General features: G+C 71.8%; 19 protein-coding genes. 9 read left to right on the top strand and 10 right to left on the bottom strand.

What is annotated here, in order from left to right; translation table 11 throughout:
* The coding region (locus tag QK442_RS21385) for a hypothetical protein (protein ID WP_282695604.1) at window positions 1-537 on the top strand (537 nt) is incomplete at its 5' end.
* Window positions 538-879: 342 nt separating this feature from the next.
* Here the strand turns inward: QK442_RS21385 and QK442_RS21380 are convergent.
* A complete protein-coding gene (locus QK442_RS21380) occupies window positions 880-1,161 on the bottom strand; it encodes a hypothetical protein (protein WP_282695603.1) in 282 nt (93 codons plus the stop codon).
* Window positions 1,158-1,283: a hypothetical protein gene (locus QK442_RS21375; RefSeq protein WP_282695602.1), complete on the bottom strand. Its 126-nt coding sequence runs from the start codon at window positions 1,281-1,283 to the stop codon at window positions 1,158-1,160. The genes QK442_RS21380 and QK442_RS21375 overlap by 4 nt, the downstream gene beginning before the upstream one ends.
* A 342-nt stretch (window positions 1,284-1,625) precedes the next feature.
* Between QK442_RS21375 and QK442_RS21370 the strand changes: the two genes are divergently transcribed.
* Complete coding sequence (locus QK442_RS21370; protein ID WP_282695601.1) at window positions 1,626-1,862, top strand: GntR family transcriptional regulator; 237 nt, start codon at window positions 1,626-1,628, stop codon at window positions 1,860-1,862.
* Window positions 1,863-1,961: 99 nt separating this feature from the next.
* Here QK442_RS21370 and QK442_RS21365 read toward each other — a convergent pair whose 3' ends face one another.
* From QK442_RS21365 to QK442_RS21355, 3 genes are read right to left on the bottom strand one after another with little or no spacing between them, the layout of a single operon-like run.
* Window positions 1,962-2,813 (bottom strand): helix-turn-helix transcriptional regulator, encoded by an 852-nt coding sequence (locus QK442_RS21365; protein ID WP_282695600.1) that lies wholly within the window; start codon window positions 2,811-2,813, stop codon window positions 1,962-1,964.
* Window positions 2,814-2,840: 27 nt separating this feature from the next.
* Entirely contained in the window at window positions 2,841-3,365 is a 525-nt protein-coding gene (locus QK442_RS21360; RefSeq protein WP_282695599.1) for a DUF6879 family protein, read from the bottom strand.
* Window positions 3,334-3,579 carry a hypothetical protein gene (locus QK442_RS21355; protein ID WP_282695598.1) on the bottom strand — a complete coding sequence of 82 codons (246 nt, stop codon included), beginning with the start codon at window positions 3,577-3,579 and terminating at the stop codon, window positions 3,334-3,336. The genes QK442_RS21360 and QK442_RS21355 overlap by 32 nt, the downstream gene beginning before the upstream one ends.
* Before the next feature lie 222 nt (window positions 3,580-3,801).
* Here QK442_RS21355 and QK442_RS21350 point away from each other — a divergent pair, with 222 nt between their 5' ends.
* The 5 genes from QK442_RS21350 to QK442_RS21330 all read left to right on the top strand — a co-directional run bounded on the left by QK442_RS21350 (window position 3,802) and on the right by QK442_RS21330 (window position 8,879).
* Window positions 3,802-5,280: an MFS transporter gene (locus tag QK442_RS21350; RefSeq protein ID WP_282695597.1), complete on the top strand. Its 1,479-nt coding sequence runs from the start codon at window positions 3,802-3,804 to the stop codon at window positions 5,278-5,280.
* Between the two features lie 57 nt (window positions 5,281-5,337).
* Window positions 5,338-5,538, top strand: coding sequence for a ribbon-helix-helix protein, CopG family (locus QK442_RS21345; RefSeq protein ID WP_030221768.1), 201 nt, complete (start codon window positions 5,338-5,340; stop codon window positions 5,536-5,538).
* On the top strand, window positions 5,535-5,942 hold the full coding sequence (locus QK442_RS21340) for a type II toxin-antitoxin system death-on-curing family toxin (RefSeq protein ID WP_282695596.1): 408 nt from the start codon (window positions 5,535-5,537) through the stop codon (window positions 5,940-5,942). Before QK442_RS21345 ends, QK442_RS21340 begins: the two co-directional genes overlap by 4 nt.
* A 125-nt stretch (window positions 5,943-6,067) precedes the next feature.
* Window positions 6,068-7,870, top strand: a complete 1,803-nt coding sequence (locus QK442_RS21335; protein ID WP_282695595.1) for a DEAD/DEAH box helicase — start codon at window positions 6,068-6,070, stop codon at window positions 7,868-7,870.
* A 367-nt stretch (window positions 7,871-8,237) separates the two neighbouring features.
* The gene (locus QK442_RS21330) at window positions 8,238-8,879 is read left to right on the top strand and encodes a helix-turn-helix domain-containing protein (RefSeq protein WP_282695594.1); all 642 of its coding nucleotides are present in this window, start codon (window positions 8,238-8,240) and stop codon (window positions 8,877-8,879) included.
* A 39-nt stretch (window positions 8,880-8,918) separates the two neighbouring features.
* Here QK442_RS21330 and QK442_RS21325 read toward each other — a convergent pair whose 3' ends face one another.
* On the bottom strand, window positions 8,919-9,566 hold the full coding sequence (locus tag QK442_RS21325) for a winged helix-turn-helix domain-containing protein (protein ID WP_282695593.1): 648 nt from the start codon (window positions 9,564-9,566) through the stop codon (window positions 8,919-8,921).
* A gap of 264 nt (window positions 9,567-9,830) precedes the next feature.
* Here QK442_RS21325 and QK442_RS21320 point away from each other — a divergent pair, with 264 nt between their 5' ends.
* Together QK442_RS21320 and QK442_RS21315 are read left to right on the top strand one after the other, a co-directional pair.
* Window positions 9,831-10,208, top strand: a complete 378-nt coding sequence (locus QK442_RS21320) for a hypothetical protein (RefSeq protein WP_282695592.1) — start codon at window positions 9,831-9,833, stop codon at window positions 10,206-10,208.
* 137 nt (window positions 10,209-10,345) lie between these two features.
* Complete coding sequence (locus tag QK442_RS21315; RefSeq protein ID WP_282695614.1) at window positions 10,346-11,128, top strand: S16 family serine protease; 783 nt, start codon at window positions 10,346-10,348, stop codon at window positions 11,126-11,128.
* Here the strand turns inward: QK442_RS21315 and QK442_RS21310 are convergent.
* From QK442_RS21310 to QK442_RS21295, 4 genes are all read right to left on the bottom strand, one after another.
* Window positions 11,061-12,425 carry an MFS transporter gene (locus QK442_RS21310; protein WP_282695591.1) on the bottom strand — a complete coding sequence of 455 codons (1,365 nt, stop codon included), beginning with the start codon at window positions 12,423-12,425 and terminating at the stop codon, window positions 11,061-11,063. The genes QK442_RS21315 and QK442_RS21310 overlap by 68 nt on opposite strands.
* Complete coding sequence (locus QK442_RS21305; protein WP_282695590.1) at window positions 12,422-12,595, bottom strand: hypothetical protein; 174 nt, start codon at window positions 12,593-12,595, stop codon at window positions 12,422-12,424. The genes QK442_RS21310 and QK442_RS21305 overlap by 4 nt, the downstream gene beginning before the upstream one ends.
* 72 nt (window positions 12,596-12,667) lie before the next feature.
* The gene (locus tag QK442_RS21300; RefSeq protein WP_282695589.1) at window positions 12,668-13,282 is read right to left on the bottom strand and encodes a helix-turn-helix domain-containing protein; all 615 of its coding nucleotides are present in this window, start codon (window positions 13,280-13,282) and stop codon (window positions 12,668-12,670) included.
* 74 nt (window positions 13,283-13,356) lie between these two features.
* Window positions 13,357-13,833, bottom strand: a complete 477-nt coding sequence (locus tag QK442_RS21295) for an Lrp/AsnC family transcriptional regulator (protein ID WP_282695588.1) — start codon at window positions 13,831-13,833, stop codon at window positions 13,357-13,359.
* Between the last annotated feature and the right edge of the window lie 13 nt (window positions 13,834-13,846).

The raw sequence follows: 13,846 nt of genomic DNA, 5'->3' as shown, positions 1-13,846 counted from the left end.
TGCGACGACACACTCTCGGTCGACGCCGCCAAGGCGCTCGAAACAGTCTTGAAGACGAAGAAGTTCAATCCGGCCTCAAGCGGTGGACTCCAACGGGCAGTGGAGCAGCTGACGGAGGACCAGGCGAAGGGTGAACGGCGATCGAGCCATCCGCCGATGTGCACAGTCCAGGACACCGACGGCAGGCCCGAACTCAACGTCGAGTTCGGTCTGTATGACGAAAGCGACCTGTTCGGGGAGGTCAGGGGCGCCCATTTGTACCCGTACGACATGGGGCGAGAGGTACAGGCCGGCTACAGAAAGGCGTACCTCTTCTTGGAGTGTGTGAGCCCTCGGCTCAAAGGCTCGGAGAAGCGGCCGGCCCAGATTCGGGGCACGGTTGACATCGGCATCCCCCTCCCGCCGGACACTGTTGCGATACGTGAGGCCAATCTGACTGTGCTTCACTCCGTGGCTCTCGCTGTGGTCAGGAAGCTCGGCTGTGAGAACGATGCGGGGCTGACCGAGAAGCCTGTTTTCAAGCCCAAGCCCGAGTAGTCCCGAAGTTCGGGACGGCACCACAGGGAGCCGCCATGGACGGGGGCGGGGCTGGCGTGAGACATGAGTCTCACGCCAGCCCCGCCGTTGTGTCAGGCCGGGTGCGTCACCAGGGGCGCCAGCCTTCGCGCTTGCCGCCGGCGCATTGGGGGCAAGCGACCTTGTATGTGTGGCTGCACGTCTCGCAGCCCATGAACCCGGCGCATTCGGGGCACCAGACCGTTCGGTGCCCGGCGCACGCTCCGCACGTGGTGGAGATGGTGTCCAACCACTCGATGAGGTTGGGCAGCCTCTCGACGTAGCCGGTGCGCCCGGCTCGTTTCTTCCGCTGTGGCGGTGCCGTCATGGGGTCTCGGGCTCTGGAACGAACCGTCCCCGCAGCGCCGAGCCGACCGGGCACTCCTCGGTCACGCAGGGGGCGCACCTTTCGACGTGCTCGATCCACAGGCAGCGTGCCTCGTCGGCGGTCAGGTGGCGCGGAGCGCAGCCGGGGCAGGCGTACAGGCTCCAGCCCGGTCCCGACCCCTGCTCGACGGAGCGGATCAGGATCGGCCGATCGGTGATCCGCTCGCAGTCCGCGCACATGCGCACGGGGGCGGTGTGCTGTCGCGCGGTCTGGCTCATGCCGGTACCCCCTGGAAGTCGAGGCCGACGGTGGCGAGGAGTAGAGCCGTACGGCGGTCCCGCTGGAGAAGCCGTTCCTGCTCCTGGAGGTGTCGGGCGTAGTACGGGCGGACCAGTTCCACGTCTTCGCCACGCAGGTACTCCGGCTCGCGGAGAGAACGGGAGAGGGGGACGACGCGCCGCGTGATCAGAAGCCGTGCCGTCGGCGAATTCGTGGGAGAGGTGTGCTGCGTCGGCGCATCCTGTGGGGCGGCTCGACGCCTCCCCGTGGAGGGCATGAGCCAAGCGAAAATCAGGGCAAGTACGCTACGCACGTCGGTCACTCCTTGGGTGGTCGGCCACGCCCCGGGAGGTCCAGCCACCTCGCCGGGGTCTTCTGTTGTCGCTCACTCTGAGCATACGCGCATATGTGTATTCGCGTATACGCGGTCGCGTGAAAACGTGGATACGCAGAGCCTGGCTTTATGGATCTCGACCGCAGCAAGCCCGTATGGCCGCAGGTAGCCGATGAACTCCGTCGACGGCTCGATGCCGGGGAGTGGAAGGCAGGGGAGCGGTTCCCTGCCGTGAACCAGTTGGCCGCCGAACTGGACGTGGTGCCGTCGACCGTGCAGAAGGCCGTGGTTGCCCTGAGGGAAGAGGGACGGCTCTACACCGTGCTGGGTCGAGGCTCGTTCGTCTCGGACGCACCGGAGCAGTGACGGTCATGGCCACCTCCCTCGCGCCGTCTGCATGACGACAACGCTAGGGACGCGGCGACGCCGGGCCCAAGGGAGTTCTACGCGGTTGCACGCGAGTTCTCAGCCCAGCGCGGCCAGGGCGTCAGCCACGCGCGCACGCGCCTCGGCGCCGTACACGGCCAGGCCTCGGAGATCTCCGAAGGCCCTCACGTACATGGCGACTTCACCTGGCGCGGTGAGCGTCACCTGTGCCGTCAGAAGTTCCACATGTACCCGTTGGTCGTCGAAGACGTCGAACGTCTCCAGGGTCCACATGCCCCGGTCTCGGGCTGCGAACGGGATCACGCCGAGGGAGACGGCGGGAAGCGACATGATCGACAGCAGGTGTCCGAGCTGGCCGGCCATGCACTCGGCGTCGCCGAGTTGGTACCGCAGGACGGATTCCTCCAGCAGGAAGGTGAAGCGGTGCCCCGGCTTCCGGAGTACGTCGGCTCGGGACATCCGGGCCGCCACCGCTTCGGCCGTGTCCTTCGGGGTCCTATGGAACCGCCCTACTGCCTCCAGCAGGGCGGACGCGTACGCTGGCGTCTGGAACAGGCCCGGCATGACGTGCGAGGCGTAGCCCCGGTGAAGCTTGGTCTGCTCATACAGCGGGACGCGAGACTCTTGCAGCTGCCGCAGGCCGGTGCGCTGGAGCCGCTTCCACTCCAGATACATGGAGTCGGCCGTGCGAGACGCGGCGATGATGTCCGGGGCCTGGTCGTCCGCACCACAACCAGCGCACCAGGCGCGAATGTCCGCGTCGGACGGGGGCGTGATCGCGTTCTCGATCCGGGAGACCTTGGACTTGTTCCACCCGCAGAACGCCGCCAGCTCATGCCCCTTCAGTCCGGAGTCGCGGCGGACCTCTCGCAGACGTGCGGCGACGTTCTTGCGCGCGGCCTCGACACTGGAAGACTGATAACTGGGCATGAGCTGGTTGCGAACCGCTGGAGCGGGTCAGACCGTGAACCTCTCGTGGGGTGTACTGCGAGTCCAGACCGACTCGAACGCGGCGGCGCACATTTTGACCACTTCGGGGTCGTCGTTCAGCTCGTGGCTCACGAAATCCCCGTTCCCGGCGAAGTGGCCGAAGCGGATCAGGTGATCATCGAACAGCCAGAAGTCGGCACCAGGTAGAGCGAGCGTGGCGGCCTCGGGGCGAGGAAGCCAGCGGATCAACTCCCCGGCCTCGACGTTCAGATACGTGCCCGCGTACTCGTACCGGATGTACTCGCTGACCGGCACGGAGACGACCCGGGCGCGGCGCATGACGACGCCACGGCCCACGGTCTCCTTCACCAGGTCGAGCCAGTCACGGCGACGCTCGACCGACGCGGGGCTGATCTCTCCCAGCTCCCGCCACTCGGCGAAGTCCTCGTCCTCCGAGGCGATGCCGTACGAGTCGCGCAGCTCCAGGTGGACGGCCGACCTCTGGCACCCCGCGATCAACTCACTGAACGGCGGCACGTTGTTCGGCTTCATCACACGCCTTCCTGATCTGATCCACCATGCTCGCAGGGATGCGGACCACGCCCTCGGTCTCGGGGATGCTGCCCACCTTGAGGCATTCCGCTTCCGTCGCCTCGTCGGCCTTCCAGCCCTGAAGGACAAGATCCGCCGATGTCTCGTCCACCCACACGCTGGGACAGTTGTCGCCGTTGCTGTTGGGGTCCTTGCCGAAGAACAGTAGAGCCATGACCTTGCTCCCTGACTACTCGGTTGCGTCCGGTTGCACGAGCGTCGCCCGCTCGGCTGAGCACCGTCAAGAGCGCCGTCGGCCAGGCTCAGGCTGGCGGGCGTGCCTCGGGAGCATGCCGCACGCCATTCACGCTCGGGCGCCGGACGTAGGTCCCCGGACCGAGACGGGACCGGTCTCCTGACAGGGGTCATCCAGGGCTACACCTCTTACTCTGGGGGGATGAGCGCCCTTGAACCCAGTGAGGCCGAGACCGCCGTCGGCCCGGACCCCGCATCCCTTCCTCCATCCCCTCCCGCCCCTCGCGGCTCCGTCCTGGATGCCGCCCATCGGGCGCTCAGCATCGGGATCGTGTCCGTCGTGCTGCTCATCGCCTTCGAGGCGACGGCCGTCGGGACCGCCATGCCGGTGGCCGCGCGGGAGCTGGACGGGATCTCCGTCTACGCCTTCGCCTTCTCCGCCTACTTCACCACCAGCCTCTTCGGGATGGTCGTCGCCGGGCAGTGGTCCGACCGGAAGGGGCCGCTGGTGCCGCTGACGGCGGGGATCAGTGCCTTCGCGGTCGGGTTGCTGCTGTCGGGGACGGCCGCCGCGATGTGGGTGTTCATTCTGGGGCGGGCCGTGCAGGGGCTCGGGGGCGGGCTGGTCATCGTCGCCCTGTACGTGGTCGTCAGCCGGGCGTACGACGAGCACCTGCGGCCCGCGATCATGGCGGCCTTCGCGGCGAGCTGGGTCGTACCGTCCGTGGTCGGGCCGCTCGCCTCCGGGACGATCACCGAGCAGCTGGGGTGGCGGTGGGTCTTCGTCGGTATTCCGGTGCTCGTCGTGGGGCCGCTCGCCCTCGCGCTTCCCGCGATCCGGCGGACCGCCTCCGGGCCCGCCGACCCCTCGGCGCCGGTCGCGGCCTGGGACCGGCGGCGGATCCTGCTCGCGCTCGCGATATCGGCGGGCGCCGGGCTGCTCCAGTACGCGGGGCAGGAGCTGCGCTGGCTGTCGCTGCTGCCCGCCGCCGTCGGTACCGCGCTGCTGGTGCCCGCCGTACGGGGGCTGCTGCCGCGCGGTACGGTGCGGGCCGCGCGCGGGCTGCCGGCCGTGGTGCTGCTGCGGGGCGTGGCCGCCGGGTCCTTCATCGCCGCCGAGTCCTTCGTGCCGCTGATGCTCGTCACCCAGCGGGGGCTCAGTCCTACTCTCGCCGGGCTCTCGCTCGCGCTCGGCGGCCTGACCTGGGCGCTCGGGTCCTGGATCCAGTCGCGGCCGTGGACGGAGCCGTACCGGGAACGCCTGGTCGTGCTCGGCATGCTGCTCGTCGCGGTCGCGATCGCCGCCGCGCCGAGCGTGCTGCTGCCGGGCGTGCCGGTGTGGGTGGTCGCCGTGGCCTGGGGCTTCGGGTGCCTGGGGATGGGGGCGGTGATCGCCTCCACGAGCGTGCTGTTGATGAAGCTGTCGCCGCCGGAGGAGACGGGGGCGAACTCCGCCGCGCTCCAGATCTCCGACGGGCTCTCGAACGTGCTGCTGCTCGCCGCGGGGGGTGCGGCCTTCGCCGCCCTCGGCGGCGGGGCGGTCGGCCATGCGGTCGGCTCGGGCGCCTCGGCCGCCGCCGGGGCCTCCCATCCCGGTGCCTTCGCCGTCGTCTTCCTGCCGATGGCGGGGGTCGCGGCGGTGGGGGCGTGGGTGGCGACGCGGTTGCGGGGGGCGGCCTGACGGAGCCACCCGTTTGAGTGGTACCACTCTGGCCCCACTCGGTGGTACCGTTCTGGTATGGCTATGAACCTGCGTCTCCGCGACGACCAGACCGAAGCGCTCAAGCTCCGCGCGGAACAGGAGGGCACCAGCATGCACGCCATACTCCTCCAGGCGGTCGACGACTACCTGGCGCGCACCGCCCAGCAGGCGATCGTGCGGAAGACGGCCATGGAGCAGGCCGCCAAGTGGCACGAGCTGATGGAGCGCCTCAAGTGACGTGTGTCTACCTCTCCGCCGAGGATGTCCTGGCCATCGCCGAGTACGCGGTCGATGACCAGGACATCGTCGTTCGGGACGTGGGGCTGCTCGAATCGGCCGTTCACCGGCCGTCGGCCGCCATGTTCGGCGAGGAGGCCTACCCGGGTCTTCTCGACAAGGCCGCGGCCCTCCTGCAGTCCCTCACGATCAACCACCCGTTCTTCGACGGCAACAAGCGGACGGCCTGGCTGTCCTGTGTGACGTTCCTGGCGATGAACGGCGTCCAGCTCCGGCCGGACATCGACGCGGCGGAACGGCTGGTCATCGACGTGGCCACGGGCCGTACGGACGAGGTGAAGGCGATCGCCCAGGAGCTGCGGGCGCTGCTCCCGCCCGAGGGGCCCGAGGGGCCCGAGGTGTGAGAGCCGTCGCACCCCGCACCGCTCCGGGGCGTTCGCGCGTGGTCCGAACCGGGCCGCCGGTAAGGTGGCCCGGTTGTCATATCTGGACGAGCGTCTGGACGAGCGTCGAACCGTGACCGGAGATCGTGACTACCACCGCCACCTCCTCTCATCACCTCTCTCCCGCCTTCCCCGGCCGTGCTCCCTGGGGCACCGCCAACAAGCTGCGAGCCTGGCAGCAGGGCGCGATGGAGAAGTACATCCAGGAGCAGCCCCGTGACTTCCTCGCGGTCGCCACGCCCGGCGCCGGCAAGACCACCTTCGCCCTGACCCTCGCGTCCTGGCTGCTGCACCACCACGTGGTGCAGCAGGTCACGGTCGTCGCCCCCACCGAGCACCTGAAGAAGCAGTGGGCGGCGGCCGCGGCGCGGATAGGGATCAAGCTGGACCCGGAGTACAGCGCCGGGCCGCTCAGCAAGGAGTACGACGGGGTCGCCCTCACCTACGCCGGCGTCGGCGTGCGCCCCATGCTGCACCGCAACCGCTGCGAGCAGCGCAAGACCCTCGTCATCCTCGACGAGATCCACCACGCCGGTGACTCCAAGTCCTGGGGCGAGGCGTGTCTGGAGGCCTTCGAGCCCGCCGCGCGCCGGCTCGCCCTCACCGGCACGCCCTTCCGCTCCGACACCAACCCCATCCCCTTCGTCACGTACGAGGAGGGCAACGACGGCATCCGGCGGTCCTCCGCCGACTACACCTACGGGTACGGGAACGCGCTCGGCGACGGCGTCGTCCGGCCGGTCATCTTCCTCTCCTACAGCGGCAACATGCGCTGGCGCACCAAGGCGGGCGACGAGATCGCCGCCCGGCTCGGCGAGCCGATGACCAAGGACGCGATCTCGCAGGCCTGGCGCACCGCCCTCGACCCGCGCGGCGACTGGATGCCGAACGTGCTGCGCGCCGCCGACCAGCGGCTCACCGAGGTCCGCAAGTCCATCCCGGACGCGGGCGGCCTCGTCATCGCCTCCGACCAGGACTCGGCCCGCTCCTACGCCAAGCTGATCCGCGAGATCACCGGCACCAAGGCCACCGTCGTCCTCTCCGACGACGCCGGCGCGTCCAGCCGCATCGACGAGTTCAGCGAGAACACCGACCGGTGGATGGTCGCCGTCCGCATGGTGTCCGAGGGCGTCGACGTGCCCCGGCTCGCCGTCGGCGTGTACGCGACCACCATCTCCACGCCGCTGTTCTTCGCCCAGGCCGTCGGCCGCTTCGTACGATCCCGCAGGCGCGGCGAGACCGCGTCCGTGTTCCTTCCCACCATCCCCAGCCTCCTCGGCTTCGCCAGCGAGATGGAGGTCGAGCGCGACCACGTCCTCGACCGGCCGAAGAAGGAGGGCGAGGAGGAGGACCCGTACGCCGAGTCCGAGAAGGAGATGGCGGAGGCCGAGAAGCAGCGGGACGAAGCAGACGCGGCCACCGGCGAGCAGGACATGCTGCCCTTCGAGGCGCTGGAGTCCGACGCCGTCTTCGACCGCGTCCTCTACAACGCCGCCGAGTTCGGCATGCAGGCCCACCCCGGCAGCGAGGAGGAGCAGGACTACCTCGGCATCCCCGGCCTCCTCGAACCCGACCAGGTGCAGTTGCTGTTGCAGAAGCGGCAGGCCCGGCAGATCGCGCACAGCCGCAGGAAGCCGGACACCGAGGCGGACCTGTTGGAGCTTCCGGCGGAACGGCGGCCCGTCGTTTCCCACAAGGAGCTGCTTGAGCTGCGGAAACAGCTCAACACGATGGTCGGCGCCTACGTCCACCAGAGCGGCAAGCCGCACGGCGTGATCCACACCGAGCTGCGGCGGGTCTGCGGCGGCCCGCCGAGCGCCGAGGCGACCGCGGGACAGATCCGCGAGCGGATCAAGAAGGTGCAGGAGTGGGCCACCCGGATGCGGTGAGCCCGGACGCGGATACCGCGGACGCCTCGAAAGGGCCCGTACGACAGCGGTCGTACGGGCCCTTCCCGCTTCCCGCACCACCCGCACGACATAGCCGTTCTTGTCCGCCGAAGTCCCGAGGAGGACCGACGAAGGACCCGAACCGACCGCATCCGGTCGCCCGCGCCCGGATTCTGGACGAGGTCTTCCGCTGAGCGGAGCGGGTCGCTACTGTCCCGGCACAAAGCAACCGCCCCGTGGCAGCGCCGCCGCGGAGCGCAGCCGGTGTACCCCTTCCTGCCGGCGGCCTCTGACGTGCGTCGCCGACGGGACCGGCGCCGCGAACCCGTGGGAGCCGCCGTCACTCACCTTCGAAGGAGAGGGCGTCGTGACCGCGGAAACCTCCCAGACGCTCGACAGAGGACTCAGAGTCCTCAAACTGCTCGCCGACACCGACCACGGCCTGACCGTCACCGAGTTGTCCAACAGACTCGGCGTCAACCGGACGGTGGTCTACCGTCTGCTCGCCACCCTGGAGCAGCACGCCCTCGTCCGCCGCGACCTCGGCGGCCGGGCCCGCGTCGGCCTCGGCGTGCTGCGCCTCGGCCGTCAGGTCCACCCCCTGGTCCGCGAGGCGGCGCTGCCCGCCCTGCGCTCGCTCGCCGAGGACATAGGCGCGACCGCGCACCTGACGCTCGTCGACGGGGCGGAGGCGCTTGCCGTCGCCGTCGTCGAGCCCACCTGGACGGACTACCACGTGGCCTACCGGGCCGGCTTCCGCCACCCGCTGGACCGGGGCGCGGCCGGCCGGGCGATCCTCGCCGCCCGCCAGGGCAGCCTGACCGAACCGGGGTTCACCCTCACCCACGGCGAGCTGGAGGCCGGCGCGAGCGGGGCGGCGGCGCCTCTCGTCGGCGTGACCGGCGTGGAGGGCAGCGTCGGCGTCGTCATGCTCGCCGACGCGGTGCCGGAGCGCGTCGGCCCCCGCGTCGTGGACGCGGCCCGCGAGGTCGCGGACGCCCTGCGCTGACACCCGGCAGGGGCACCCGTACCGGCACGGGTGCCCCTGTCACCGGAGCGGCAGTTCCGCGACCGGGGTCAGGGAGTGGTGGACCGAGCGGCCCGTGCGGGCCGTCGTCAGGAGACCGGCGCCGCGCAGGGCCGCGGTGTGGGCCGAGACCGTGGCCGCCGAGCCCCCCAGGGCGGCGGCCAGTTCGGTGGTCGTACGCGGCCCCGGCAGAGCACGCAGCAGAGCCGCCCGCGTACCGCCCAGAACCCCCGCCAGAGCCTCCTCCGGGCGGCCAAGGTCTTCCGGTACGGGAGGCAGGCCGGGCCCCGCCGGGTACGCCAGGACCACCGGCCGCCCCGGCACGTCCTGCACGAGTGGCGCACCCCGCCAGTGGAAGGTCGGCAGCAGGACCAGGCCCCGCCCCCCGAGCCGTACCTCCCCGGCCCCGCCCGGCCACTCCCACACCCCGCCCCGCAGCCGCGAACCCGGCGCCAGGGCCGCCGGAGCCGCCTCGGGCCCGCCCTCCGCGAGGGCGACCGCGTGCCGGGCGAACTCCGCCCGGTGCAGGTCCTGCACCCGCCCCCAGACCGGCGCCAGAACCGCCCCGTACGCCGCCCGCTGCGCCCGCGCGAGCGTCTCCCACCCCTCCGCCCCGCCCGCGTGCAGGGACCTGACCCACGCCGGTGCCGGCCCGCACCTCGTCGGCACCGTCCGGCACACCCTCACCGACCCGTCCCGCACCGACCCCCGGGAGCCGGCTCTGGGGGCCCGTCAGGTCGTCGTCAGCGTCGTGTACCCGGCCCGGACCGTCACCGGCTTCCCCCGCGTGCCACAGCTCACCCCGGGCGAGGCACTGGTCTTCGGGCAGCTCGCGCAGCCCGTCCGGGGCTGCCGGCCGCCGGGGTGGACTGGGCCGGGACGCTCACCCACGCGCACGCGGGCGCCCCGTCGCTGCCCGGGTGCGGGCCGGTCGTGCTGTACACGTCCGGCGGCGGCGACGCCCGCACCCTCGGCACCGGCCTCGCCGAGGACCTGGCGAGCCACGGCACGGTCGTCGTCCTCGTCGACCACCCCGGCGAGGCGAGCCAGGTGGAGACGGCCGACGGGACGGTCCGCGAGACCGTCCTGTACGGGCCGCCGGACCCGGAGACCTTCCGCACGATGACCGAGACCCGCGTCGCCGACCTCCGCCTCGTCCTCGACCGCCTCGGCGGCCTCCTCCCGTACGGCCCGCGCCGGACGGGGACCGGGGCCGGGACCGGGATCTACGGGCACTCCGCGGGCGGCACCGCCGCCGCCCTCCTCGCCGCCCGCGACCCCCGGATCCGGGCCGTCGCCGACACGGCCTGACCGGCCCCGGTGACGCGGCGGCGTCCTTCGCGACCGTCCGCCGGGAGCTGCGCGGCTTCTTCGCCCACACCCTGGGCCACACCCGCGCCCGTACCCCCGCCCAGTAGATTGGGGACGTGCTCTCCCGTCTCTCCCGCATGTCCCGGTCCCGTGTGCTCGCGGCGTGCGCCGTGCCCGTCGTCGCGCTGATCGCCGTGGCGGGGCTCGCGCCGCTGCCGTTCGCCATCGCCCAGCCGGGGTCCACCGCCGACGTCCTGGGGAAGGACAAGGGGCGGGAGATCATCACGATCACCGGCGCCCCGGTCCGGCCGACCACGGGCCAGCTGCGCATGACGACCATCCTCGCCACCGCCCCCGGCACGGAGGTGGACCTCGCGGACGTGGCCGACGCCTGGTTCCGGACGGACCGGGCGGTGCTGCCGCACGACGCCGTCTACCCGCCGGGCAAGTCGGACGCCGAGATCGAGGAGCACAACCTCGGCCAGATGAAGCAGTCCCAGGACGCCGCCTCCGTCGCCGCCCTCCGCTACCTGGAGCTCGACCCGGCGCGGGTGAAGGTCGACCTCCACCTCGCCGACGTCGGCGGCCCCAGCGCCGGCCTGCTGTTCGCCCTCGGCGTCGTCGACAAGCTCGACGGCGACGGTGACGGCGGCGACCTCACGGGCGGCAAGGTCGTCGCCGGTACGGGCACGATCGCGCCGGACGGCAAGGTCGGCGCGGTCGGCGGCGTCTCCCTCAAGACCCAGGCCGCCGCCCGCGACGGCGCCACCGTCTTCCTCGTGCCCAAGGCCGAGTGCGCGGACGCCGAGGCCGAACTCCCCGCCGGCCTGCGCCTCGTCCCCGTCGACACCCTCAGCGACGCCGTGGACTCCCTGCGGGCGCTGGAGCAGGGGCAGGAGTCGAAGGTCCCGAGCTGCTGAGAGCCCCGGTCCCACCGGCGGGTGTGTCCATGGCCCGCCAGGCGGGGAGGACCAGCGGGCAGAGCGTGGCCAGGAAGTACACCCCGGCGAGGGCGAACAGGGTCGCGGTGAGGCCCGCCCGCTCGACCATGTGGCCGCCGACGAGGCCGCCGAGCGGGGCCGCCAGGAGCACACTGGCCGTACTGGCGCCGCCGACCCGGCTGCGCAGCCCCTCGGGGACGATCTCGTAGAAGACGGCGCCGAGGATCGGGTTGAGCACCCCCACGCCGAGCCCGCCGAGCGCCATCACCACGAGCAGGGGCGGGACGGTGTCGGTGACGGCCGCCGTCACGAACACGGGCGCGCCGCAGAGCAGGAAGCCGGCCGCGAGGGCCGGGCGGCGCGGGAAGCGGTGGCCGACCGCCGCGTAGAGCAGGGCGCCGACGAGGGCGCAGCCGCCGAAGACGGAGACGAGCAGGCCCTGGGCGGCCGGCCCGCCCAGGTGCTCCCGGGCGTGCAGCGGCAGCAGGACCGAACTCCAGCTCAGGGACAGACCGTTGGTGACCATCACCATGAGGTTGACGCCGACGAGCAGCCGGGTGCGCAGCATGAACGCGTACCCCTCGCGCAGGTCGGCCCGGTACACGGCGAAGGACAACGGCGGCGCCCCGCGCGCCGGTTCGGCGGCCGGCACCCCGCGCAGGCCGACGAGGACGAGGAGCGCGGAGACGGCGAAGGTGGCGGCGTCGACGTACAGCACGGTGTCGGCCCCGACGAGCGCGACGAGCAGACCGGCGAGTGCCGCACCGGTCATCCGCGCGCCGCGCGAGACGGCGTCGTAGAAGCTGGTGGCGCGGGAGAGCGGAGTACCGGCCCGCTTCGCCAGGTCGGGCGTGAGGACGTTGCGGGCCGTCTCGCCGGGGGCGTGGAAGAGACCGGTGACGGCCATCAGCGCGCACAGCATCCAGAACCGGAGCACACCGGCGTGGTTGAGCAGCGGGACGGCGACGAGCGCGAGGGCACAGACGAGGTCCGACCCGATGGAGACCCGGCGGCGGCCGATCCGGTCGATGACGGGTCCGCCGGCGAGCGCGGAGACGATGACGGGCAGGGCGGCGCAGAAGGCGACGAGGCCGGCCCTGGCGGGACTGCCGGTGGTCTCCAGGGTGAACCAGGGGACGGCGATGAGGGTGAGTGAATTGCCGCTGATGGAGATGGCGTTGGCGGCCAGGACGGTGAACAGGGGTTTCTTGTCGGGCTTGTGGGGCCTGTCGGGCCTGTCGGTCCTGTTCGTTTTCGGTCCCCCCGGGGCGGTCATGCGGCGAGGGTGACCGTGAGGTCGGCCGGGCCGGACAGGCGGAGGCCCCAGGTGACGAGGCGGCGGCCGAGCTGGACCCGGAGCGGGGTCGGCCGAGTCGCGGCGGCGGCCTTCCGGTGGGCTTCGGCGGCGGTCATCCGGTGCAGCAGGTGGTGGACGTCGGCATGCATGGTCTCGCGGTCCCTTCCGTGGTGGTGGGCGGTGCGGGTGCGTGGTGCGGGTGCGCGGCGGCCCCGTCCTGCTCAGTCCTCGCGCTGCGGGAAGGCGTGCAGGTGGAGTCGTACGCGCGCGGCGTCCGGCGCCTCCGCCTCGGGCGCGTCCCGGTACTCGTCGATCAGCGCGTGCATCCGCGCCGTGAGCTCCCGCAGCGCCCCCGGCGGGAGCCGCAGCGTGAAGTCGCTCATGTCCGACGCGCCGGCCCAGCCGTCGGGCCAGTCGTCACGCGTGGCGATCCAGGTCGACAGCTCCTGGGTGTGGTTGGTCGCGACCTCGTGCAGGAGGAGGTCGGCGGCGCCCCGCACCTCGGGATCGGGGTCGTGGTACAGCGACTCGTCCCAGCTGATGCCCTGCTGTACGGCCTTCCACCACCGCTCCCGCCCCTTCCCGAGGGCCGGGTCGTCCTCGACGAAGCCGTGTGCGGCGAGCTGCCGCAGGTGGTAGCTGGTGGCGCCGCTGGACTCGCCGAGGCGTTCGGCGAGCCGGGAGGCGGTGGCGGGGCCCTGGTGGCGCAGGGTGCGGAGGAGCTGGATGCGGAGCGGATGGGCGAGGCCGCGCAGGGAACGCGGGTCGAGCATCCGGGTGTCGTGCTTCTGCGGAGCCTTCGCGGTCTTCTCGTCCTTCTCGTCCTTCTCGGGCATGCCCTGAGCGTAGACATGCAAAGAAGGTGTTGCAAGGGTTTCTTTGCAACGCCTTCTTTGCGTGCCGCCAGGGCCTACCCCGGCTCCCCGCCCGCCGCCTGCTCCACCAGCGGGATGATCCGCAGCGGCACCGCGTTCTCCATCACGATCGCCGTCGAGGCCCGCACGATCCCCTCGAAGGCCACCACCTTGTCGATCACCCGTTGGAGGTCCGCGTTCGAACGGGCCACCAGCCGGCAGAGCATGTCGCCGTGGCCCGTCGTGGTGTGCAGCTCCAGGACCTCCGGGACCGTCGCCAGGTGCTCGCGTACGTCCGCGCCCTGGCCCTGCTTGATCTCCAGCGTCGCGAAGGCCGTCACCGGGTAGCCGAGCGCCGCCGGGTCCACCTGCGGGCCGAAGCCGCTGATCACACCGCTCGCCTGGAGGCGGTCGAGGCGGGCCTGGACCGTGCCGCGGGCCACGCCGAGGCGGCGGGACGCCTCCAGGACGCCGATCCTCGGCTCGCGCGCCAGGAGCACGATCAGCCGGCCGTCCAGATGATCGATCGCCATGGGACCCTCCAAG

The sequence above is a fragment of the Streptomyces sp. CC208A genome (genome assembly GCF_030010625.1).
Lineage (GTDB): Bacteria > Actinomycetota > Actinomycetes > Streptomycetales > Streptomycetaceae > Streptomyces.
This window is presented reverse-complemented; position numbering and strand designations above follow the sequence as displayed.

Excerpts from the sequence above, each read along its gene's own strand:
- QK442_RS21380 (WP_282695603.1), bottom strand. The coding sequence starts at position 1,161 with ATGAGCCAGACCGCGCGACAGCACACCGCCCCCGTGCGCATGTGCGCG.
- QK442_RS21370 (WP_282695601.1), top strand. The coding sequence starts at position 1,626 with ATGGATCTCGACCGCAGCAAGCCCGTATGGCCGCAGGTAGCCGATGAA.
- QK442_RS21365 (WP_282695600.1), bottom strand. The coding sequence starts at position 2,813 with ATGCCCAGTTATCAGTCTTCCAGTGTCGAGGCCGCGCGCAAGAACGTC.
- QK442_RS21360 (WP_282695599.1), bottom strand. The coding sequence starts at position 3,365 with ATGAAGCCGAACAACGTGCCGCCGTTCAGTGAGTTGATCGCGGGGTGC.
- QK442_RS21355 (WP_282695598.1), bottom strand. The coding sequence starts at position 3,579 with ATGGCTCTACTGTTCTTCGGCAAGGACCCCAACAGCAACGGCGACAAC.
- QK442_RS21350 (WP_282695597.1), top strand. The coding sequence starts at position 3,802 with ATGAGCGCCCTTGAACCCAGTGAGGCCGAGACCGCCGTCGGCCCGGAC.
- QK442_RS21345 (WP_030221768.1), top strand. The coding sequence starts at position 5,338 with ATGGCTATGAACCTGCGTCTCCGCGACGACCAGACCGAAGCGCTCAAG.
- QK442_RS21315 (WP_282695614.1), top strand. The coding sequence starts at position 10,346 with ATGTCCCGGTCCCGTGTGCTCGCGGCGTGCGCCGTGCCCGTCGTCGCG.
- QK442_RS21310 (WP_282695591.1), bottom strand. The coding sequence starts at position 12,425 with ATGACCGCCCCGGGGGGACCGAAAACGAACAGGACCGACAGGCCCGAC.
- QK442_RS21305 (WP_282695590.1), bottom strand. The coding sequence starts at position 12,595 with ATGCATGCCGACGTCCACCACCTGCTGCACCGGATGACCGCCGCCGAA.
- QK442_RS21300 (WP_282695589.1), bottom strand. The coding sequence starts at position 13,282 with ATGCCCGAGAAGGACGAGAAGGACGAGAAGACCGCGAAGGCTCCGCAG.
- QK442_RS21295 (WP_282695588.1), bottom strand. The coding sequence starts at position 13,833 with ATGGCGATCGATCATCTGGACGGCCGGCTGATCGTGCTCCTGGCGCGC.